General features: G+C 65.5%; 17 protein-coding genes. 7 read left to right on the top strand and 10 right to left on the bottom strand.

What is annotated here, in order from left to right; translation table 11 throughout:
- Positions 1-60: 60 nt before the first annotated feature.
- Positions 61-3171, top strand: coding sequence for a PAS domain-containing protein (locus BSZ14_RS05690; RefSeq protein ID WP_241823653.1), 3111 nt, complete (start codon positions 61-63; stop codon positions 3169-3171).
- 317 nt (positions 3172-3488) lie between these two features.
- Here BSZ14_RS05690 and BSZ14_RS05685 read toward each other — a convergent pair whose 3' ends face one another.
- Genes BSZ14_RS05685 through BSZ14_RS05670 form a run of 4 tightly spaced genes read right to left on the bottom strand, consistent with a single transcriptional unit; the run spans position 3489 to position 8160 of the window.
- A complete protein-coding gene (locus BSZ14_RS05685) occupies positions 3489-4817 on the bottom strand; it encodes an ATP-binding protein (protein WP_076710187.1) in 1329 nt (442 codons plus the stop codon).
- The gene (locus tag BSZ14_RS05680; RefSeq protein ID WP_056434946.1) at positions 4814-5524 is read right to left on the bottom strand and encodes a response regulator; all 711 of its coding nucleotides are present in this window, start codon (positions 5522-5524) and stop codon (positions 4814-4816) included. Before BSZ14_RS05680 ends, BSZ14_RS05685 begins: the two co-directional genes overlap by 4 nt.
- Before the next feature lie 9 nt (positions 5525-5533).
- Positions 5534-6103 carry a gamma carbonic anhydrase family protein gene (locus tag BSZ14_RS05675; RefSeq protein ID WP_076710186.1) on the bottom strand — a complete coding sequence of 190 codons (570 nt, stop codon included), beginning with the start codon at positions 6101-6103 and terminating at the stop codon, positions 5534-5536.
- Positions 6103-8160: a malate synthase G gene (locus BSZ14_RS05670; RefSeq protein ID WP_198930457.1), complete on the bottom strand. Its 2058-nt coding sequence runs from the start codon at positions 8158-8160 to the stop codon at positions 6103-6105. Before BSZ14_RS05670 ends, BSZ14_RS05675 begins: the two co-directional genes overlap by 1 nt.
- A 116-nt stretch (positions 8161-8276) precedes the next feature.
- On the opposite strand from BSZ14_RS05670, the gene BSZ14_RS05665 reads away from it, so the two are divergent.
- On the top strand, positions 8277-9149 hold the full coding sequence (locus BSZ14_RS05665) for a LysR family transcriptional regulator (RefSeq protein ID WP_076710184.1): 873 nt from the start codon (positions 8277-8279) through the stop codon (positions 9147-9149).
- Between the two features lie 79 nt (positions 9150-9228).
- Entirely contained in the window at positions 9229-10164 is a 936-nt protein-coding gene (locus tag BSZ14_RS05660; RefSeq protein WP_076710183.1) for a DUF808 domain-containing protein, read from the top strand.
- 6 nt (positions 10165-10170) lie between these two features.
- Here the strand turns inward: BSZ14_RS05660 and BSZ14_RS05655 are convergent, their stop codons facing one another.
- Positions 10171-10389 carry a DUF5818 domain-containing protein gene (locus BSZ14_RS05655; protein ID WP_076710242.1) on the bottom strand — a complete coding sequence of 73 codons (219 nt, stop codon included), beginning with the start codon at positions 10387-10389 and terminating at the stop codon, positions 10171-10173.
- A 37-nt stretch (positions 10390-10426) separates the two neighbouring features.
- Entirely contained in the window at positions 10427-13465 is a 3039-nt protein-coding gene (locus tag BSZ14_RS05650; RefSeq protein ID WP_158069182.1) for a ligand-binding sensor domain-containing diguanylate cyclase, read from the bottom strand.
- Positions 13466-13683: 218 nt separating this feature from the next.
- Between BSZ14_RS05650 and BSZ14_RS05645 the strand changes: the two genes are divergently transcribed.
- On the top strand, positions 13684-13887 hold the full coding sequence (locus tag BSZ14_RS05645) for a hypothetical protein (protein WP_076710181.1): 204 nt from the start codon (positions 13684-13686) through the stop codon (positions 13885-13887).
- A 165-nt stretch (positions 13888-14052) separates the two neighbouring features.
- Positions 14053-14238 (top strand): hypothetical protein, encoded by a 186-nt coding sequence (locus BSZ14_RS20240; RefSeq protein WP_076710180.1) that lies wholly within the window; start codon positions 14053-14055, stop codon positions 14236-14238.
- Between the two features lie 52 nt (positions 14239-14290).
- On the opposite strand, the gene BSZ14_RS05635 is transcribed toward BSZ14_RS20240, so the two are convergent.
- Complete coding sequence (locus BSZ14_RS05635; protein ID WP_076710179.1) at positions 14291-15817, bottom strand: hypothetical protein; 1527 nt, start codon at positions 15815-15817, stop codon at positions 14291-14293.
- A gap of 248 nt (positions 15818-16065) precedes the next feature.
- A complete protein-coding gene (locus BSZ14_RS05630; RefSeq protein WP_076710178.1) occupies positions 16066-17355 on the bottom strand; it encodes a PKD domain-containing protein in 1290 nt (429 codons plus the stop codon).
- A gap of 556 nt (positions 17356-17911) precedes the next feature.
- Here BSZ14_RS05630 and BSZ14_RS05625 point away from each other — a divergent pair.
- On the top strand, positions 17912-19084 hold the full coding sequence (locus BSZ14_RS05625; protein ID WP_083748133.1) for a glycosyltransferase: 1173 nt from the start codon (positions 17912-17914) through the stop codon (positions 19082-19084).
- A gap of 248 nt (positions 19085-19332) precedes the next feature.
- On the opposite strand, the gene BSZ14_RS05620 is transcribed toward BSZ14_RS05625, so the two are convergent.
- Positions 19333-19737, bottom strand: a complete 405-nt coding sequence (locus BSZ14_RS05620) for an ankyrin repeat domain-containing protein (RefSeq protein ID WP_139330343.1) — start codon at positions 19735-19737, stop codon at positions 19333-19335.
- A 131-nt stretch (positions 19738-19868) separates the two neighbouring features.
- Entirely contained in the window at positions 19869-20201 is a 333-nt protein-coding gene (locus BSZ14_RS19255; protein WP_139330341.1) for a hypothetical protein, read from the bottom strand.
- Positions 20202-20432: 231 nt separating this feature from the next.
- On the opposite strand from BSZ14_RS19255, the gene BSZ14_RS05605 reads away from it, so the two are divergent.
- A partial coding sequence (locus BSZ14_RS05605; protein WP_076710174.1) for a TonB-dependent receptor domain-containing protein occupies positions 20433-22486 on the top strand: 2054 nt, incomplete at its 3' end.

Below are 22486 nucleotides of genomic sequence, written 5' to 3'. Positions count from 1 at the left end.
CAACGCGATCGGCGTCGTCGCCGATTGACTTGACCGTACGGCTTACCCATGCGTCAATCCATGATGACTCCCCTGTCGCGAATGCTGTCGCTGCCGCCCCAGCTCGAACGATATGTCGCCGAAGCCGTGGATGCGGGAGATTTTCCCGACGAACAGGCACTGCTGCTCGCCGCGATCGAGCGGATGCGGACCGACGGACCGATATCGGATGTGGGCACATGGCTGGTCGGCGGTGGCGAGTGCGGCCAGCGCGTGCGGGAGAGCGACTGGTCGACAAGCCCGCTGGGGGCGATCGGCCACTGGCCGACCGTGCTGCGTACGACGGTCGCCAATATCGTCCATTCACCGATCGCGAAGGTCCTGATGTGGGGGCCGGATCATGTCATGATCTATAACGATGCCTATCGCAGCATCGCCGGGCCTCGCCACCCGGAGGCGTTTGGCGGGCTGGTTCCGGACATATGGCCCGAGATCTGGGACTGGAACCGCGACATCCTGGACCGCGGCTTTCGCGGAGAGGACATTGCCTATCGCGACCAGGCGCTGGTCGTCACGCGCGCGGGCGTCGAGGAGGAGGTCGTGTTCGACCTCTATTATACCCCCGTCTACCTCGAATGCGGCAAGGTCGGCGGTGTGATGTGTACCGTCGTCGAGAATACAGGCCGTGTGGCAGCCGAACGACGGCTGGCGGAGAGCGAGGCGGAACTGCGCATCATCACGGACTCACTGCCCGTGCTGGTTGCCTTTGTCGATCGCGACGAACGCTATCGCTTCGCCAATGACTATTACCGCGTGTTTCTGGGCACCGATCCAGAGGGTATGCTGGGCCAGCGGCTCAGCGACGTACTGACCGAAGAGGATTATGCCGAGCGTCGCCCGTTGATCGAACGGGCGCTGGCCGGGGAGGCCATCGTCGCCGATGTCCACCTGCATCACCGCGACGGCAGCCGACGCCGGGCCGAAACCCGCTACCTCCCGCGCCGCGACGACAATGGCGAGGTGATGGGTTTCCATATCCTGGTCTTCGATATCGACGAGCGCGCCCGCTATGCCGAGGAGATCGAGCGTAGCAACCGGCGGTTCCGCGCGGCGATGGACGCGGTGCATGGTGTGCTGTGGACCAATAGCGCCGATGGTCGCATGCTCGGCGAACAGCCCGGCTGGGCTGCAATCACCGGACAGACGTTCGACGAATATCAGGGCTTCGGCTGGTCGAATGCGGTCCACCCGGACGACGCCGCCGCCTCGGTCGTAGCGTGGAACGAGGCGGTTGCCGCCAAGGGGATGTTCATCCACGAACATCGCGTCCGTCGCCATGACGGGGAGTGGCGGACGTTCGCGATCCGGGGGCTGCCGATCATTGCCGCCGATGGCGAGTTGATCGAATGGGTCGGCGTCCATACCGACATCACCGACCAGCGGGCCGCCGAACAGGCCCTGCGCGATCAGGCCACCCTGCTTGCCCGTCAGGTCCATCACCGCGAGCGAGCCGAAGCCCAACTTCGCCAGCTGAACGAGACGCTGGAAACCCGTGTCATCGAGGAGATCGCGGAGCGGCGTCAGGCCGAGATGAAGCTCGCCCAGGCGCAGAAGATGGAGACGATCGGCAAGCTGACCGGCGGGGTCGCACACGACTTCAACAACCTGCTTCAGGTCGTGTCGGGCAATCTCCAGCTGTTGGGCAAGGATGTTGCGGGCAACAGCCGCGCCGAACAGCGGGTCGCCAATGCCATGGCGGGCGTGTCGCGCGGCTCGAAGCTGGCCTCGCAACTTCTCGCCTTCGGGCGGCGCCAGGCCCTGGAGCCGAAGGTCGTCAACGTTACCCGCTTCGTCCAGGGCATGGACGACATGCTCCGCCGCGCGATCGGCGAGGGCGTGGAGATCGAAACCATCGTCGGTGGCGGGCTGTGGAACACCTTTATCGATCCGGCCCAGATCGAGAATGCGCTGTTGAACCTGGCGATCAATGCGCGCGATGCGATGGACGGCCAGGGCAAGCTGACCATCGAGCTCGGCAACGCCCATCTCGACGATGATTATGCTCGCACCCATGACGAGGTGACGCCGGGCCAATATGTCATGCTCGCCGTGTCCGACACCGGCAGCGGCATGTCCGACGACATCATCCAGAAGGTCTTCGAACCCTTCTTCTCGACCAAGAGCGAGGGCAAGGGATCGGGCCTGGGCCTGTCGATGGTCTATGGCTTCGTCAAACAGTCGGGCGGCCATGTGAAAATCTATTCCGAGGTCGGCCACGGCACCACGATCAAGCTCTATCTGCCGCGTGCCATGGAGGCCGAAGACGTCGAGGTCGCGGTCGACACCGGCCCCGTCACCGGCGGCACCGAAACCGTGCTGGTCGTCGAGGACGATGCCGAAGTGCGCGCCACCGTCGTCGAGCTGCTGTCCGACCTGGGCTACCGGGTCCTGAAGGCAGTCGATGCGCAAAGCGCGCTCAGCGTCATCGAAAGCGGCATCCCGATCGACATCCTGTTCACCGACGTCGTGATGCCCGGCACGCTGAAGAGCCCGGAACTGGCCCGCAAGGCCCGCGAGCGCCTCCCCGACATCGCGGTCCTCTTTACCTCGGGCTATACCGAGAATTCGATCGTCCATGGCGGGCGGCTGGACAAGGGTGTCGAGCTGCTGTCCAAACCCTATACCCGCGAGGCGCTCGCCCGGAAGTTCCGGCATGTGCTCGCCAATCAGCGGCAGCGTCAGATGCCGAAGGCCGAGATTTCCGTGGCGTCGCGGGAGGCGCAGGCGACGAACGAGCCGGCCGCGCAGCCCCTGCACGATGGCCGTACGATCCTGCTGGTCGAGGATGATGACCTGATCCGCGCCAACACGGCCGAGACGCTTCAGGATGCGGGCTTCGTGGTGGTTCACGCCGTCACGGCGGAGGAAGCGATGACCGCGCTTCAGACGGCGCAGATCGATGTTCTGGTGACGGACCTGAACCTGCCGGGCGAGTCAGGCGTGGAACTGGCGGGACGGGCGCGGCAGTTGCGGCCGACCCTGTCGATCATCTTTGCGACAGGTGACGGCGGCATGGCGGCCGAGGCGGCGAATATGGATGCGGCGTTGCTGACCAAGCCCTATTCGGCGAGCCAGTTGGTCAACGCGATCCGTGGTCGGCTGGAAATCGTAGAGCAGGCGACCTGGCGCTGAGCCGGGCCGCCTGCTCCTTTCCGGTCAGGCCCATGCCGGAGGGGACGGCAGAGGAGCCTTTGCGAAACCGGTAAGGCGGGTTAGCGGGCCTTCCAGCCCTCGATCGCGGCGAAGGTGATGATCACCGCGAGCACCAGCAGGGCGCCCTGCAATTCCAGTGCGGTCAAATCGAACTCCATCGTCATCGGTCATTCTCCCGACTGAACTTGCCTGAACTCGTCAGAGGAAGGCCGCCCCGCTTGATGGGGACCGACCGTGCCTCTTGGTTCAGGATATACGCCCTCTTCTTTGCTGCCGTGCAGCGAATGCGTGACAAATCATGTCCGGCAATGTGGAAGACGAATTTCCGCGCAAAGCCCGCCTTCGCGCCGATTGGCGAGGGTCAGCTCGCCGCCCTCGGCGGCGACCACGCGGGCGACGATTGACAATCCCAGACCAAATCCCACCGTGTCGCGGCGACGCGCGGTGTCCAGCCGCACAAATGGCTCCAGCACCAGTTCCAGCGATTCGTCGGGAATGCCGGGTCCGTCGTCCTCGACCCGGATGCGAACATCATCACCCGGATCGGCGCGCAAGGTGATGATCGCATGCTCGCCATAATGCAGCGCATTCTCGACCAGGTTGGTCAGGGCGCGCTTCATGCCGAAACGGCGCAGGCGGCAATCGAAGTGATCCGGCCCGACATAACGGACGTCGCGGCCATGATCGGCGGCGTCGTCGGCCAGATTGGCGCACAGGATCGCCAGGTCGGTCAGCTCGGGCTGCTCGACATCGCCGTCCCCGCCCAGAAAGGCGAGGAGCGAGGAGACCATCGCCTCCATCTCCTCGATGTCCGTGCCGATCGCCTCGCGCACCTCGTCGTCGCGGATCGAGTCCGCACGCAGGCGCAGGCGGGCCAGCGGGGTGCGAAGGTCATGCCCGACCGCCGCCAGCGCGCGGGTGCGTTCGTCGATCAGTCGTCCGATGCGCGCCTGCATCCGGTTGAAGGCTCGGGTCACGTGGCGAACCTCGCCCGGCCCGCGCTCCGGCACGATCAGCGCCGCCCCCTGCCCACCTTGCCCCCGACCCAACTTGTCGGCGGCGCGCGCCAGCATCCGCAAGGGGTGCAGGATACGCCCGATCAGCGCACCGCTGAGCAGCATCAGCGCGATCGCCGGGATCAGCGCGAGCAGCACCCGACCGAGTGCGAGATCAAGTGTCCGGACACCCTCGCGCATCCGAAAGCTGAGCAGCGATCCGTCATCCAGTCGCAGATCACCCGACACGACCGAGGTCCGCCCGGGCGAAGTCAGCCGCAAATGGATGTCGGTTGCCGCCAGCGACGGCTCCCAGTCGACGATCTGGCGTTGCATACTGTCCATCGCCGGGGCGATCTTCGGCCGCGGTGGCGCGGAGGACGACCAGCTGACGATATAGCGATCGGTGGTCAACTCACCCGCCACCTCGGGGCGTTCGCCAGCTGGCCGTTCGTTCAGGACGCGACGGGCGACGATCAGATGCTCGGCCAGACGCCGGGCTTCGTCGTCACGTACCAGGACATGGCTGGCGCGTTCGTAGAGATAGGTCGAAACCGCGAACTCGATCGTGACCGCCAGCAGCAGGATCGCGACGATCCGCCCGAGCAGGCCGACCGAAGGGCGGATCACCGCCGCTCTACCGGCACGTTCAGCATATAGCCGACGCCACGCACCGTGACGATCGGTGCGGCCCCGCCCGCCCCCGACAGCTTCCGGCGCAGGCGGCTGACCAGCACGTCGATGCTGCGGTCGGAGCTGTCCCCGATCCGCGCCCGCGACAATTCGATCAGCCGCTCGCGCGCGACGACGCGCTGCGCATTGTCCAGAAAGGCGACGAGCAGGTCGAATTCCGCCCCCGTCAACTCGACCTGCGCGCCCGACGGCGACATCAGCTCGCGGCGCGGAAGGTTCGCGGTCCATCCGTCAAAGCCCAATATCCCGGCCTCGCGCTCGCCCGGCGTGTTCTCCAGCCCACCGCGACGCAGGACGGCGCGGATGCGCGCGACCAGCTCGCGGGTCCCGAAGGGCTTGGCCAGATAATCGTCCGCGCCCAGTTCAAGCCCGACGACCCGGTCGACCTCGCTGCCCTTGGCGCTGATGAAGATGATGGGAACCGCGCTTTTCTGGCGAACCTGCCGGCACAGGTCGATGCCGCTGGTCCCGGGCAGCATGATGTCGAGCAGGATGAGGTCGATCTGCCCGACCTCCAGCGCCTGCCACATTTCGGGCGCAGCATTGGCCAGCTTCACGGCGAAACCGTTCTCCTGAAGCGCGCGTGCGGTCAGGGTCCGAAGGGCGGGATCGTCCTCGACGATCAGGATGGTGGGCGGCGTCACCCCCTTTGGCTAGGCAGGTCCCGTCCGCGCGTCAACGTCTTCGCCCGGCCGATCCGCGTCCAGCCGCGTCAGCCCTGCGGCATAAAGCCGACCGCGTTCGGCATAGCCGGTGGCGGAGGCACGCAGCCGCGCGATCTGGTCGGGATCCAGCGCCCGGACGGCGCGCGCTGGCGCACCGACGATCAGGCTGCCGGGTGGAAACGCCTTTCCCTCCGTGACCAGCGCGCCTGCGCCGACCAGTGACCCCGCCCCGATCACCGCATTGTTCAACACGATGGCCCCCATACCTATCAGACACCCCTCGCCGACGGTGCAACCATGCAGGATCGCCCGGTGCCCGACGGTACAATCCGCCCCGATGGTCAGCGGGCTGCCGGGATCCGAATGAAGGACCGCGCCGTCCTGGATATTCGTCCGCGCGCCGACCTGGACCGGGCCGTTATCGGCGCGGATCACCGCCCCGAACCACAGGCTGACCTGTTCACCCAACACGACCTCGCCGATGACGTCGGCCGAGGGGGCGATCCAGGCGGTATCGTGGACCATAGGGTGACGATCTTCCAACGCGTAAAGCGGCATCAGGCCGTCTCCTTTGACTTGGCCTTCGCACGATAGCGGTGGAGCAGCGGCTCGGTATAGCCATTGGGTTGCGCCACCCCCTCGAAGATCAGCGCGCGCGCCGCCTGCATCGCCAGGCCGTCCTTCGTCATCGGCCGGTAGAGCGGATCGCCCGCATTCTGCGCATCGACCTTGGCCGCCATGCGCGCCAGTGCTTCCTCGACCTGATCGGCGGTGACGATGCCGTGATGCAGCCAGTTGGCGATATGCTGCGACGAGATGCGCAGCGTCGCCCGGTCCTCCATCAGGCCGATATCGTGGATGTCGGGGACCTTGGAACACCCCACTCCCTGATCGATCCATCGCACGACATAGCCGAGCAGCCCTTGCGCATTATTGTCGAGTTCGGCCGCGACCTCTTCGGCCGACCAGTCGGGTGCCTTGGCAATAGGCGGCGTGAGCAGCCGTTCGAGCGACGCGACAGGCTCGGCGGCCCTTGCGGTCTGACGGGCGGCGACGTCGATCCGGTGATAATGGGTGGCATGCAGGGTGGCCGCAGTCGGCGACGGCACCCAGGCGGTCGAGGCGCCCGATCGCGGATGCGCATCCTTTTGCGCGAGCATGTCGGCCATCCGGTCTGGGGCCGCCCACATGCCCTTGCCGATCTGCGCGCGGCCCGAAAAACCGCAGGCCAGCCCGACCTGGACGTTGCGATCCTCATAGGCCGCGATCCAGTCGCATTCCTTCATCGCTGCCTTTCGCACCACCGGGCCGCCCAGCATCGCGGTATGGATTTCATCGCCAGTACGGTCGAGAAAGCCCGTATTGATAAAGACGATCCGGTCCTTCACGGCATGGATACAGGCGGCCAGATTGGCCGATGTCCGCCGCTCCTCGTCCATCACACCGATCTTGATGCGATGCCGGGCAAGGCCCAGCATGTCCTCGACCGCGTCGAACAGGCGGTCGGCAAAAGCGGCTTCCTCCGGCCCGTGCATCTTGGGTTTGACGATATAGATCGAGCCTTCCCGCCGTGCCGCGATCAGGCTGGTGACGATCGCGTCGAGAATGCCCTCGGGCGCTTCGCGACCATCCGCCAGCCGGATCGCGGGCGTGGTCATCAGATGGCCGACATTGCGCGCGAACAACAGGCTGCGTCCGGGCAGCGCGAAGGCGGTGCCGTCGGGCGCGCGATATTGGCGGTCGGCCGCGAGTGTTCGCGTGATGGAGCGACCGCCCTTTTCGACCTGTGCCGACAGCGTGCCGTCGATCAGGCCGAGCCAGTTGGCATAGCCAGCGACCTTGTCCTCGGCATCCACGGCCGCGATCGAGTCTTCCAGGTCGCAGATGGTGGTCAGTGCCGACTCCAGCACGATGTCCGCGATCCCGGCCGCGTCGGTGCGACCGATGGGGTGAGCGGGATCGACCACGACCTCGATGTGCAAACCGTGATGACGGAACAGCCAGCCCTTCTCGCTCCGCCCCCGGAACAGCGACGGGTCTTCGAGCCGCTCGACGGCCGTGGCAAGGTCTGGCACGTCGTTCCAGCCACCGGCAATCGGCAGCGCCTCGTCGAGAAATCCCCGCGCCCAACGGATCACCGCCGCCCCGCGCTCCGGGTCATAGCCGGTCGCGTCTGAAACCGGCGCGATGGCATCGGTGCCATAGAGCGCGTCGTACAGGCTGCCCCAGCGGGCATTGGCGGCATTGAGAAGGAAGCGCGCATTGAGCATCGGCACGACCAGCTGCGGCCCGGCGCGCGACGCGACCTCCTCGTCCACATCGTTCGGCGCGATGGTAAAGGGCGCGGGCTCGGGAACCAGATAGCCGATCCCGGTCAGGAAGGCCCGCTGCGCCGCTCCATCGCGTGCGCCGCCTTGTCGATACCAGTGATCGATCTGCACCTGCAGCGCGTCGCGACGGCGCAGCAGGGCGTCGTTCTCGGGGGCAAGGCGGGTGACGATATCGGCCATCCCGGCCCAGAAACGATCCGGATCGACGCCGCTGCCGGGCAGGGCATGGTCCTCCAGGAAACAGACGAGAGCAGGCGCGACGGACAGTCCATGGCGGTCGATCATGCGGCTCTCCTGAAGCATCGAAACTCTCCTATTGCCTTATGACCGGCATGATAGGGCATCGCCATTTACTCCGGTAGTCAGCATAATCGAACAGCTGTCGATCGCTGAAGGAACGAATGGACCCCGATATCGCATTGTTCGTCGACGTCGTTCGCGAGGGCAGCCTGGCGGGTGCGGCGCGTCTGTGGCGCCTGTCGCCTGCCATGGCGTCGAAGCGGATCGCCCGGCTGGAGAGCCGTTTGGGGGTGCGGCTGCTGCACCGTACGACCCGCCGTCTGGCCCCGACCACGGCCGGGGCGGCCTTTCATGCGGAGGTCGCGCCGCTAATTGCCGGGCTTCGCGCGGCCGAGGCTCGGGTGACGCAGCATGGCGGCGACCCCGCCGGTCCGCTTCGCGTGAGTGCGCCGACGTCGTTCGGTCGAATGTGGATCGCGCCATATCTGACTCCGTTCCTCGATCGCTATCCCGCAATACGGCTTCGGCTCGATCTGACCGATACGTTCATCGACATGATCGACGACGGCATCGATCTGGCGATCCGGATCACCGCGACGCCGCCTTCCGGGTTGGCGGCCCACCGACTGGCCGACAACCGGCGGATTCTGTGCGCCAGCCCGGCCTATCTCGCCAGAGCCGGGACGCCCGGAAGCATTGCGGATCTTGCCGACCATGCGTTGCTGGCCGCCCAGGGCCAGTTTCCCTGGCGACTGACGGGCGCGACAGTGAACGGCGAGAGCCGTGTCGAAACTGCGTCCAGTGAAGTGGTTCGCGAACTGGTCCTTGGCGGCGCGGGGATCGCGCTTCGCTCGCTATGGGACGTCGGCGACGCCTTGGAGGATGGACGGCTGAGCCGCGTTCTGCCCGGCCACGAAGGCTCGGCAGCGGTCGGGATCTGGGCGGTCCATGCGGCGGCGGGGGTGCCCATGGCCGTACCCGCATTGCTTGGCCATCTGCGCGAGGTCTGGCGCGATGCGGCATGGATGACATGACGTCCCCGTCATTTTCCCGTGCATCGGCTAAGCGGAGCCTCTAGGCACGGACCAACAGGGTTTAGGGAGATACGGGTCGATGGCAGGTGGTCTGGTCGCATTGCTGGACGACGTCGCGGCGATCGCCAAGCTGGCGGCGGCATCGCTGGACGATGTCGCGGGCGCGTCGGCGCGGGCGGGCGCGAAGGCGGCGGGCGTGGTCATCGACGATACCGCCGTCACCCCGCGCTATGTCGTCGGGCTGGCCCCGCAACGTGAGTTGCCGATCATCGGCAAGATCGCGCTGGGTTCGCTGCGCAACAAGCTGATCTTTCTGCTGCCCGCCGCCTTGCTGCTCAGCGCTTTCGCCCCCTGGGCGATCACCCCGATCCTGATGGCAGGCGGCGCGTTCCTGTGCTTCGAGGCGAGCGAGAAGATTCTCGAAACACTGACCGGCCATCATGCCCAGGCGGAGGACGCCACGCCGGTCGACGCCAGGCAGCTGGAGGAGCGCCAGGTATCCGGCGCGATCCGCACCGACCTGATCCTGTCGGCGGAGATCATGGCGATCGCCCTGTCGGAACTGCCCGACCTGTCGATCGGTACCCAGGCCATCGCCCTGGCGCTCGTCGGCATCGCGATCACCGTGGGCGTGTACGGCGTGGTCGCCGCCATCGTTAAGATGGACGATATCGGCCTGCATCTGGCCCGTCGCGACAATGCGACCGCGCAGTCGGTCGGGCGTGGCCTGGTCAAGGCGATGCCGGTCGTTCTGCGCGTGCTGGCGATCGTCGGCACCGCCGCAATGGTCTGGGTCGGTGGCGGGATCATCGTCCACGGCATGGAGGAATTCGGGCTGACCACCCTGCCCCATCTGATCCACGGCACCGCGCATCATGCGGGCGAGGTGCTGCCCGTCGGCGGTGCGGTGGCCGAGTGGCTGGTCGGCGCAATCGGCTCGGCCATTGTCGGCCTCGCCATCGGCGCAGTCATCGTCGGCGTGCTGCACCTGATCCCCAGCAAGAAGGCGCATTAAGCCCGGTTACGCGGCCCGGACGCCGTCGACCTCCATCACGTCCGGGGTCAGCAGGTGGCCGGTCACGGCCACCGACTTGCCGACATGGTCGACGGGAACGCGCATCAGGCGCAGTTCCAGATGCTTGCCGTCATCACCTTCCAGCACAAAGGCACCGCCTCGCCGGACCAGACGACCGCTCCGGACGAGCGATGGGGTGGTGTCGGCGCTATCGTTCGTCGTCATGGTCATCCAATGCTGACAGGCCTGCACGGGTTCCGGATCAGGCCGCCCGTGCGACCCGGTCCCGTCCGCTGCGCTTTGCTTCGTAGAGCGCAGCGTCGGCGCGACGGATCATCGCCGCCACGTCTTCGCAAGGACGCCACTCCGTCACGCCAGCACTGAACGTGACGGTGATCGCCTGGCTGCCGACCAGGAGCGGGGTGCTGGCGATCTCCCGCCGCAAGCGCTCGACGATGCCCATCGCGCCATCAAGCGTTGCGCCGGGAAAGAGGATCGCGATCTCCTCGCCGCCATAGCGAGCGACGACATCATTCGACTTTACGCCCTTCAGGAGGCGAGCCGCCATCCGCACCAGCACTTCGTCGCCCGCGCCATGGCCATAACCGTCATTGATGCGCTTGAAATGATCGATATCGATCAGCGCGAAGGTCAATCGATGATCCTGTGCAATCGCCTGGTCGCGTGCATCCTGCAGCGCGGCCATCAGGGTCCGTCGATTGGCCAGTCCTGTCAGCGGATCGGTGCTGGCCAGGCGGTCGAGCTGTTCATTGGCGGTACGCAGCGCGCTCGTCCGCTCCTCGACCATGGCCTCCAGCATTCGCGCACGGCGGCGGACGACCGCGGTGACGAGCCAGAAGGTCGCCCCCAGAAGCAATGCGAACAGCATGGCCAGCCCGATCCGTCCGAACCAGCTTTCATACCATTGCGGATCGACAGTGATCTCGACGCGACGCTCGACGATCCGTGCGCCCAAGCCCGGGACATAGGCCCGAAGTTCCAGGCTATAGGTGCCGGCCGGAAGGTTCGTATAGGTCGCGCTGGCAGGCGTGCCCGCAGGCACCATCATCCACGTCTCGTCGAACCCATCCAACCGATAACTGTAGCGGATCGTCTCGGGCGCATCGTAATCGGCCAGCGCAAAGCCGATCCGCAGGGTCCGCCCGTCCTTGCCCCAGCGCAGCGTCAACGCCTTGACGGCCGAGTCCACGGCCAGCGCATGGCCGTCGATATCCGCCGAACTGACGATCAACGGCCCCGGACGGGCATGGCTCAGCCGCCCCAGCAGGATATCGGGTTGCAAGACGATCAGCCCGTCGGGAGCACCGAACAGCAGCGACCCGTCCGCCATGCGCGCCGCCGCCCGTTGGTTGAACGCCGTGGCGCTCAATCCATCGCGCTGGCTCATGACCCGCACATTGCGGCTCGCCGGATCGATGACCGAGATACCCCCGGCACTCGCGACCCAGGGACGTTGCCGGGCGTCGAGGACAAGGGACGCGACATTGTCCCCTGCCAGCCCCTGCGCTTCCCCAATCGCACGGAAACGCCAGCCACCTGCCGCCGCCTGGCCAAGGGCTACGCCGCCATAGGTTCCCACCCATATCTCGCGCCCGGCCGGAATGATCGAACCGGCATAGTCCTGCGGCAAGCTGCCCGGCCCGGGCGACCGGCTGGAAAAATTGGTGAACTTGCCCCTTGGCAGATCGAGATGACCGATACCGCCGGGAGTGGCCACCAGTACGCTGCCGTCAGGCCGTGTGACGATATTGATGACTTCGTTGTTGGGCAGGCTGTGCGGGTCGGCGGCATCATGTTCGAACACCCGAACCTGTCCGTCGCTGCGCCGTCGAACGAACAGGCCCTTGTAGGTGCCGATCAACAGGACATCGGGCGTCTCGGCCAGCGAGATGACCGGAAGGTCGCCGAGCCCGTTCACGGTCAATGCATGCTGGGACAGGCTGCGCGGATCGATCGCGACGACCCCGCGCGCGCCGACCAGGATAGTGCCGTCCGACGACTCCAGCAGCGCCTTGATATCCTGCCCGCCATGCTCACCGTTCAGGGTCAGCCGACGAACCCGCCCCGCCTTTCGGTCGAGCGCGTCCACGGTCCCGTTGCTCAAACCCAGCCAGACCTGATCATGCCGGTCGACCATGATCCCACGAACATTGTCGTCCGACAGCGACATGCGCGGATCAGGCATCGCCGATCCGATACGCAACGTTCCACCGCCCAGCCCCTGCGTCCGCGCCGCGCCCATTTCCGTCGCGGCCCAGACGCCCCCCGCCCCGTCCAGCGCCAGCGCGCGCACCGTATCACCCGGCAGGGACATCGGGTTTGCGCCCAGATGCCGGATCGCCGTCACCGAAAAGTGATTGCTGGGATCGATCAGCGCGATCCCCATGCCATCGGTGCCAACCCACAGTCGCCCCCGTTCGTCTTCGGCGATCGCCCTGATCGTCCGGTGCCCGATCAGGGGGGCGGAACCGCGCAAAGCAGGGATTTGTGAAAAACGTGGCGTAACGCCCCGATCATGCGACAGGTAGACGCCGTCCGAACCTGTCCCGACCCATAGCCGCCCGTGCCGATCGCGCAGGATCGACCAGATGTCACGGCTGTCCGCGGCATCCACAAGCGATGTCGCCTGGAACCGCCCGGCCCCGGCAGGTCGCACCCACAGTCCGCCCTCGCACCCCGCCCAAAGCGTGCCATCCGCATCGCGATACACCGCGAACGCGCCCTCTCGCCGGCCGTCGGGCGACCGAATCGCCAAGCCTGCCATGGCATCGAGTTGATCCGCCTTGGCGATAAAGTGATGAACGCCCCCGTCCGACGCGATATAGGCCCCGCCCGATCCATCCGGGGTAAAGCCGAAAATGCGGCTGCCGGTCGGTCCATTCCGGGCCTTCAGCCGGATAAATCGATCGCTTGCCGGTTCGTAACGCGCCAGGCCTCCGACATTGGTGCCGATCAACAGCCCGCCATCGGGCAGCGCCAAAAGCGAGCGGACATAATTATCCGGCAGCGAAAAGGGATCGCTCGACAAGGCCTTGAAGCTACGGACACGCTGCCCGTCATAGCGGATCAAACCGCCACGCGTGCCGATCCACATGGTCCCGTCGCTGGCGCGCACGACTGCCGTCGCGGTGATGTGCGGCAGGCGCACCGCATCGCCAAGCCGCGTGAAGCTGGCCCATTGCCATGCTGCCCACGGATCGCTGCGTGCCTCTCCCCGGACCATGGCGGGCAGACACAGGAGCAATAAAAGGGCAGCGGCACCGAAGGATCGGAAACGCATCAAATCATCATCCCGCGCCCCTTCTAAGAATGGTTCCATAAAAGGATATTAATTTCGATCAATGGATCCATCCCCTTCCAGCCGCCCTCGGGGCCTGGCCTATCGACGTAGCTCCTATGCGGCTTTCAAGCCCGTAGCGCGCGGCTGCGAGGATCCTTCCGGGCTTTTGTGCGTCGGCCTGTGCGGCGTTTCTGGAATCCCGGAACTCTGCGACGTTGATGCAGGCGTCCGATTGCCTGGAGCGTCGGGCAGTCTTTCGGGACCTCAATCCAACGCTGGGACCGCAGACCGCCAACACCCTGGCCAATGGTCTGATACCGACCCCGAGCTTCCCGCTGCGATTCAGCCTCTCGGCGGCTCACTACGAAATCGACCATATCAACAAGATCGACACGACCGGCTATGATTTCCAGGCGCATTAAGACCTGCCGGCAGGCAGCGGCACCTTTACGGGCGCGGAAGGCCTGTTCCAGCTCTCGCTGAACTGGCGCTATATCTCGGCCACCGAGAGCGGCACGCTGCGCACCCAGGCCCAGAAGACGTTCGCACGCATCCCCAATTACAGCTATTTCGACCTGGCGGCGAACGTGAACATCGCCAAGCGGATGACGCTGGGTGTGACGATCAACAACCTGCTGGACAAGGACCCGCCGATCATCCCGGCGCGGGGCGGTGCCCTGACCTATTCGATCAACGGCTGGCAGAATTCGCCGGTCAATTTCTACGACATCTACGGTCGTTACATCCAGTTTTCGGTCACGACGAACTTCTGATCCGAGACGCGATGCAATGCCTGTCCCCGCCAGCCACGCTGGCGGGGATTTTTTATGGGATCGCGGCCAGCGCGCTGGCGCTTGGGCAATGGTCCGGAACCCTGCCTGGCCCCGGCCGATAGACAAGCCGCACACGGCTCGGCCCAGTGGGGCTACAGGCCGCAAGATGATAGTCGCGCGCCAGCACCTCGTGCAGCACGGCCCGCGTCGCGCGGTTGCCGAAGGCGAAGCGGGGATAATCGTCTACGATCGCGCCGGGCCGCGTCGCCAGGATACGGCGGATCTCGGCGACCGGGTCAACGCCGATCGCGGCGCGGCTGGCCTCGTCCTGCGTGTTCAGATGGCCGGGGAACACCCATTTCGAGGGCAGGCAGCTATGCGTCAGCATGTAGAGCGCCGGATAGCCGTCATAGACATAGAGGCATCCGCGCGCCGGGGTGGCGGCCTGGGCGACCGCGTTCGCTTCGGTCGCGCCGCCCTTGGTCCGCTCGCTCAAGGCCAGCACGATCTGCCCCGACGCGAAGATCGCGAGGACGAACGCCGCCGTCCCACCGCGCCGCCAGCGGGCCAGCGCGGGCGCGGCGACCAGTACGGCGGGTAAGATAATGGGCAGCGCATAATGCGGGCTGCCGAAGCGACCATAGAGCAGCACCGCCGCGCTCGCGACCGCCAGCCAGAGGAGCAGGAAATGAAACCCCTCGCGCTGCTCTGCCGGGACATGCCGCCACGGCCGCCCGAAGCCGATCACCAGCAATAGCGGCGACAAGATGCCAAGACACGTCACCAGCCCTTCCAACTCGTCGGCCAGTGGCCGCGCCGCCTGTCCACCGACCGACAGGAAATTGGCGAAAAGCCAGGCTTGCCCCTGCCCCGCTGCGGCATAAACACCAAACGCCATCAGGGTCGGCAGCAAGGCCAGCGAAACCCAGACCAGCGCCAGACCCACCAGCCGCACCGGCGCCACCCGCGCGCGCCAGCCCTGCCACAACAGGATGCAGCCAAAGACGACACCCTCGGGCAGCACCGAATATTTGATCTGGAGTGCGACGCCGACCGACGCCATCGCCGCCACGCCGCACGGTAACAGCCGCCCCTGCCGCTCGACCACGCGCATAACTGCGCTCGCGGCGATCAGCATCAGCGCGTTGTAGAAGACGGGCGACTGTCCCCCTTCTCCCTCCATCAGGTCCAGCCAGAGGATATAGAGGATCGCCGCCGCGACCGCAGCGCCCGGCCCCGTGAACCGGCGCGCCACCCGCTGGATGCCGAAGGCAGTGGCGATGACGAAGCCGGTCGCGACCAGCTTATAGGCGAGGAACCCGGCCCCTCCAAACAGGCCGCCCAGCCACCGCGCCCCCGCATATAGCAGGAACAGCCCGATCGGCTTGCGGTCGAAGATATCGATATAGGGCCAAGCCCCGTGGAGCATGCGCTCGCCGACCAGCAGATAGAATTGCTCGTCGAAGCCGATGACCGGATTTCCAAAGGTTCGCGCCCGTACCACCAGCGCGACCAGCGTCAGCACCAGCAGGACGCCGCCCTGCCGCCGCGCCTGTCCCCATTGTTGTCCCGTGCTCATACCACGCGCGGGTGGGTCGCTTTACGGGCAAAGGCAAGGGGAAATGGCGCGGGCGGTTGCGCGTCGCCTGTTCCCCGTCAGGCCCAAAGGCATGGTCGAAATCGGATAGAGGCGCGGCCCCGCCCCGGTCGGCTCGGGATGTTCCCGCGAGCGCCGGACCCATCCGGCGTTAGGCAAAGATGAACTCATGCCGCCCATAAGGTCAGGGCGGAGCAAAGCCCCACCCTGACCCGATAGCCTTGCGGCGATCAGTTGGTCTTCAGCTCGACCGTATAGGAGAATTTGTCACCCGTTTCCTTGATCGTGAACTCATAGCGCAGGTTGACGCTCTGCCCCCCTGTGAAATCGGACTCGAGGCTGAAATTGACCGTCTGTCCGTTCGCTATCACCGTGCCGTTTTGCAGGCCTGCAAAGGAGGCCGCCACCCTCGAACCCGTGGTCAGGTTGACCGCCGTCAGATTCTGGATGGTGAAGTTGCCGCCATTGGCAACGAACCGGAACTTGTCGACGGTGACGGTGGTCGCGCAGCCCGACCCCGTGCAGGTCTGCGACTTCTGCATCGATGCGGAGCTGGTATAAGGCAGCTTCAGCAGCTCATTGGAGAAGATGTCGACGCGGTACAGCGACAGGGTCGGCGCCACCGCGGTGATCGCCACCGTGACGGGAGTACTGTCGACAATGCCGTCATTGACGACCAGCGTGGCGACATAGGTCCCCGCCTTGTCGGCGACGAAGTTGGTGACCGCCTGCGCGTTCGTCGACAGGGCCGCGCTGCTTCCGGCAGGCTTCGACGTCAGGTTCCAGTCATATTTCAGCGTGTCGCCATTGGCGTCGCTGCTGCCGCGTCCGTCCAGCGTGACCGTCGCCCCGGTCAGGACATTCTGGTCCTTTCCTGCATTGGCAACCGGCGCGGCGTTCGCCCGGCTCGACGTGATCGTCACGCTGTCGGCCACGCTTTTCGACGCGCCGTCGCTGACGATCAGCGACAGGACATAATTGCCCGCGACATCGGCCGTGAAGGTCGGTTTTGCGGCCGTGGCGGACGACAGGACCGCGGCGCTGCCCGACGGACGGGCATCCATGGTCCACTGATAAGTGAGGGCATCGCCATTGGCATCGCTGCTGGCGCTGCCGTCCAGCGTGACCAGCGTGCCGTTTTTGACGTTCTGATCCGGTCCCGCATTGGCCACGGGTGCCGCATTGGCAACGGTTGCGGTGATCGTGACATCGACAGGCGCGCTATCGACCTTGCCGTCGTTCACGATCAAGGTCGCGATATAGATGCCTGCGACATCGGCCATGAAGGTCGGCTTTGCGTCCGTCGCGGACGACAGGACCGCGGCGCTGCCCGACGGGCGCGACTTGAGTGCCCATTTATACGTCAAGGCGTCGCCATTGGCATCGACGCTGCCGCTGGCATCGAGTGTGACGGACGTTTTGGTCAGAACATTCTGATTGGCGCCGGGATTGGCGACCGGAACCGTGTTGGTCGGGGCCGGTGTCGATGTGGCGCTTGGCGTCGGAGTGGGTGTAGGCACGGTTATTACGGGTATGTTTCCGTTGTTCGAACCCCCTTCACCCCCGCATCCTGCGAGCATCGCAGTTAATGTTATACTCCCGGCCAAGAAAAACGTTTTCCATTTCGGCATATATATTATTCCCCCTGTAAAGGCTGTCCCTCATCTGCCCCATAGGAGACGTCGCATCATACGTATAGTCTGGATGCTGACGATCTGAACAATGTCCATATCAGAGGAAATTCAGAGCCATAACAATATAGCTTCTTACCATAATGGATGCCGGTGGGACTGCATGACAGGGCATTTGTCGCTTGACGATATTTGTACCTTTTCAAGGCGCTCATCGCAAAAATCATTGCGGATAGGGTATCGAGCGCTGAGCTATGCTTGTGCGGCGCTTGGCAGGCTGATTTTCCCGCCGCCTGCCGGATGCAAGGCGAGCGGTATCTGGCGCCCCCGACCATGTCGAATACGTCACGATAGGGTATCGTTTTTACCGACGGTTATGCTATCGGGGGCGAATTATGGGCGGGAATTCCGGGCGATATCGGTTTTGTACAGGGCGTGAGGCGCTTTGCGCGTCCTGACCTTCCTGCATAGTTTCGAGCCTGGCGGGGTCGAGCGGATCGCGTTGCGCCTGGTGCGGCGCTGGCGGGAGAGTGGTGTCGATGCGCCGCTGTTCCTGGGGCGGGCCGACGGCGCGATGGCCCGTGATGTCGGTGCCGATCTGGACTTCGTCAGCCCCCGCCGGCGCTGGCCGGGGATCGCGCATTGGGAGACGATCTGGATGATCGCCACTCTGCCGCGCGTCGTGCGCGCACTGCGCCCCGACATCCTGTTCTGTGCGGGTAATACCTATGCCGTCGTCGCGGTCATGCTGAAGCTGATACTGGGGCGCGATTGTCCGCCGATCATCGCCAAGATCAGCAACAATCTCGACCGTGCCGATGCGTCCTGGCTTTACCGGGTCTTCTACCGGATATGGCTACGCATCCAGGGGCTGGCGATCGACCATTTCGTTGGCATGGAAAAGCCGATGCGCGCGGAGATCGTGCAATGCGTCGGCGTGTCGCCCGCGCGCGTCGCGATCATCCCCGACCCGGCCCTGTCCGAGGCGCATATCCTTTCCTTGCGCGAACCGGCGAGTGATCGACCAGGTGGCCCAGGCCGCCGCTTCGTCACCATAGCGCGGCTGGCGGCGCAGAAGAACCTGGCGCTGATGCTGCGCGGTTTTGCCCGTGGCAGCGCGCCCGACGACACGCTGACCCTGTTCGGTGACGGCCCGGAGCGTGCGGCACTGGAGGGGCTGGCTGCCTTGCTGGGAATCGGCGACCGGGTCGATTTCCGGGGCTATGTCACCAATCCGGCGGGACTTCTGTCAGGATACGACACGCTGCTGCTGTCCTCGCATTATGAGGGGGTGCCCGCGGTCATTCTGGAGGGGCTGGCCGCCAATATCGGCATCGTCGCCACCGATTGCAGCCGCTCGATGGGCGCGCTGTTGCAGCACGGCGCGCTGGGCACTTTGGTCCCGGTCGGCGACGAGGCAGGCTTTGCCGCCGCGATCGCAGCCGCCCAGCCCCGGACCCAGGATGCCCGCCGCACGCTGCATCAGGCGCGGCGCTTCACCATCGAGTACGGCGCGGACCATTATATCCGGGTGATGCACAGCCTCCTGCGCCGTCGCGCGGCCATGATTTCCGGCCCCGCCCCGCTCGTCGCCGAGCCGGTTGCCCCACAGCTTTGACCGACACGGGGGCGGCTCTCGCCTTTCCTCACGTCGGCCGCAGCGTCTCCAGCATGGCGTGGAACCGGGGTTCGAGCGCAGCCATGTCGAAAGGCAATATCGGGGGGCCTTGTCCCTCACCGGGCAGCGCTCCACGAGTCACCACATGATTGGGAGCGATCCCCGATACATTGGGGGGCACCGTCAGCACCAGCATTGACCGGTCCGACCTTCCCTCGGGCAAAGGATATCCACGCCCTGCATTCTGCTCACGACCACGTTCCCGCCGGTGGCCAGCGGCCTTTCCTGACGAGTTCCAGCACCTCGTCGCTCTTGGGCGGCGGAAAGGGATAGCCACGGGCCTTCAGCTTGGCGATCACGCGCAGCCGGGCCTGGTCCTCGTTCGAACCGGGGACGACCCGGCTGGTTTCGGTCTGCTGGGCGGCGGTGATGCCGAATTGATCATATGCCCAGATATCGGCGCCATGATCGATCAGCACCTCGACCATGCCCCATTGCATCGTCTCGGCCGCCGCGATCATCGGCGTGCTTTGATTAGCCGGGTCGCGCTCGTTCAGGCCAATGCCTTGTTCCGCCAACCGCCGGACCTCGTCCGGTTTGGAGTGCATCACAGCCCCCAGCATGGGCTGGACCCCGGCCTTATTGCTCGCCATATCCTCTCCCGAACACCCCGTCGTCAGTATGATCGAGATCATCACCGCATGATGCCGCATCACTCCCTATCCGAATCCGTTCGTGACAAGATCCAACGCGACACCACCCTGTCCAAGCGGAAGCGCAAGGATCACCTCGTATATAAGGTGAAGATCGATCGCGCGTATGGCGGCATATTTGCCCGCCCCCTGATAGAAGTTCCGCATCCAGTCGGCGCCGCTCGTCGTGCCTTTGAAAGCGACCATGGGTACGCCCGTGGCAGGATCGATGGATGTTCCAGCATGGCCTCCGTCAGACACAGCCGTTGCAAATCTTCGGGCGTAGCGTTGCGATAGCCGGGCGGCGGGGTGCATTCGCCGGAGGTATCATAGACCGCCTTCGCGGCCTGTGCCTCGCCGAACAGGCTCTGGCTGACACTGTGGCCGACCGGATCGCCCACTCTGACGGCGGCATTCATGCTCATCGCAGGCGTTTCTTCCTATCGGCCATTTTAGGGGCGTGATCCTTCCATGCAATCAATATGCGGAGGAAAATCTCTATTTCGTCGTCAGTTATGGCGTCACGATTGAGGGTCATTGTTCTTACGGAATTCAGTCCTGCCGAAACACGGCACTCGGCGCGTTTTCAGCCTTAATTGTGACATGATCGCCACAGTATAAAAAAACTTCACGTCGGCGATGGGAGTGGCTTGACGATGCGTTTCAAGGGGAGGGCGCGCCTGCATACGAGTGCGGCGTGGACGGCGATCGTCCTGGGTCTGGCGATGCCGGTTGGCGTTTGCGCGCAGGAGGCCCCGCCCTCCGAACCGCCCTCCCCCGAAGTCACCGTCACCGGCAAGCGCATCCCCGGCTCGGTCGTCGGCGCGGTCGAGCCGGTTGCGGTGCTCGACGCCCAAGCGCTGGAGGCACTGGGCGCGACGAACCTGGCCGATCTGCTGAAGAAGGTGAAGGCACTAACCAGTTCGTCGGGCGGGGGCGAGCCGGTGATGCTGCTTAACGGGCGGCGCGTCTCGGGTTTCGCCGAGTTCCAGTCGCTGCCCTATGAGGCGATGGAGCGGATCGAGGTCCTGCCCGAACAGGAGGCGGCACGCTTCGGCTATCCGCCCAATGTCCGGGTGATGAACTTCATCACCAAGAAGACATTCCGCGCGGTCACGGTCCATCTCCTGCCCGGCGTCACGACCGAGGGCGGGGGCGGCACCCGATATAGCGAAGTCACCTCGGCGCGGATCGACGGGCCGCGCCGCCTGACCTTCAACGTCTCGCATCTACGGCAAAATCCGGTGTTGCAGAGCCAGCGCGCCATCGTGCCCGATCCCGACACGCTGCTCGCGACCACCGGCAATGTGACGGGGGCGAACGGCGCCAGTCTGGACCCGCGGCTCGACGCACTGGCGGGGCGGAGCGTCACGCTGGCGGGCGTGCCGGTCGACCCGGCCGCACGGGGGACGCTCGTGGCTTATGCGAACAGCCCGTCCGGGGTCACCGATCTCGGCCCCTACCGCACGCTCCAGCCGCTCACCGACACGATCCATAGCGAAGCGAGCATCGCCTCGCCGCTGACCAAGACGGTGTCGGGGTCGCTGATGGTCTCGATGGAGGCGATCCAGACCAGGGGGCTGAACGGTCTGGCTCCCGCGCTGCTGCGCGTACCCGGTGGGCTGGGGAATTTCCCCTTCGCCAACGACACGCTGCTCTATCGCTATCTGCCCGACAGCGTGTTGCGCCAGCGGACGACCAGCATGGCGCTGCACGCGGGCGGCACGCTGACCGGCGATGTCCGGCGCTGGAGCTGGGCGATCACCGGCAATTACGACCGGATGGTGTCGCGCAGCACGTCCGAGATCGGGGTTCCGCTGGAGGCGCTTCAAGCGTCGATCGCGGCGGGCGGCGACCCTATGGCAGCAATCGATCCCGTCATCGCCGCGCGGCGCGACCGGAACCGCAGCCGGGTGGTGTCCGACACGATCGGGGTCAAGGCGACCGCCAACGGCCCCCTCGTCCGCCTGCCCGCGGGTGAAGCGATGCTGACCGTCACCACCGATTATTCGCGGATCGACAGCGACGCGCGCTCCAACCTGTCCCTGCCCACCGATGGGATCGGGCGGACGATGCGCGGGGCCAGCGTCAACGCCAATGTGCCGATCGCCTCGGCGCGCGAGGGCTCGCTGGGTTTTCTGGGGGAGATGCAGCTGAACGCCATGGCGGGCGTGTCGCAGGTGTCGGACTTCGGACGGCTGAACACCTCCAATCTCGGCCTGAACTGGACCCCGTTCCGCCCGGTCCAGCTCAACGCCTCGATCAATGTCGCGCAGGCCGCGCCCGCCGTCACCCAGTTGGTCGCGCCGGTCCTGGCGACGCCCAACACGCCCTTTTTCGACTATGTCACCGGGCGCAGCACGCTCGTCACCGCCATCTTCGGGGGCAATCCCGACCTGGCGCCGGAAAAGCGGCGGGTCACGACGCTGGGCATCGCGGTGCAGCCGATCAAGGACAAGGAGATCCGGCTCAGCACCGATTATGTCGACACGCGGATCGACAACCAGGCAGCCTCACTGGGCGGTGCGACCCCGGCGTTCCAGCGGGTCTTTCCCGACCTGTTCGTGCGCGATGCGCTCGGCCAGTTGGTCAGCGTCGACCTGCGCCCGGTCAACCTGGCGTTCGAGCGCGAGCGCAAGCTGCGCCTGACCATCAACGCGCAACTGACATTGGGCAAGACACCGCCGCCCCCTCCCCCGCCGGCACCCGG

Origin of the sequence: Sphingomonas sp. Sph1(2015) (assembly GCF_001970915.1) — a bacterium.
In the GTDB taxonomy this organism is placed as follows: domain Bacteria; phylum Pseudomonadota; class Alphaproteobacteria; order Sphingomonadales; family Sphingomonadaceae; genus Sphingomonas; species Sphingomonas parapaucimobilis.
Note: the sequence above shows the minus strand (reverse complement) of the source record. Positions and strands in the feature narration are given on the sequence as shown.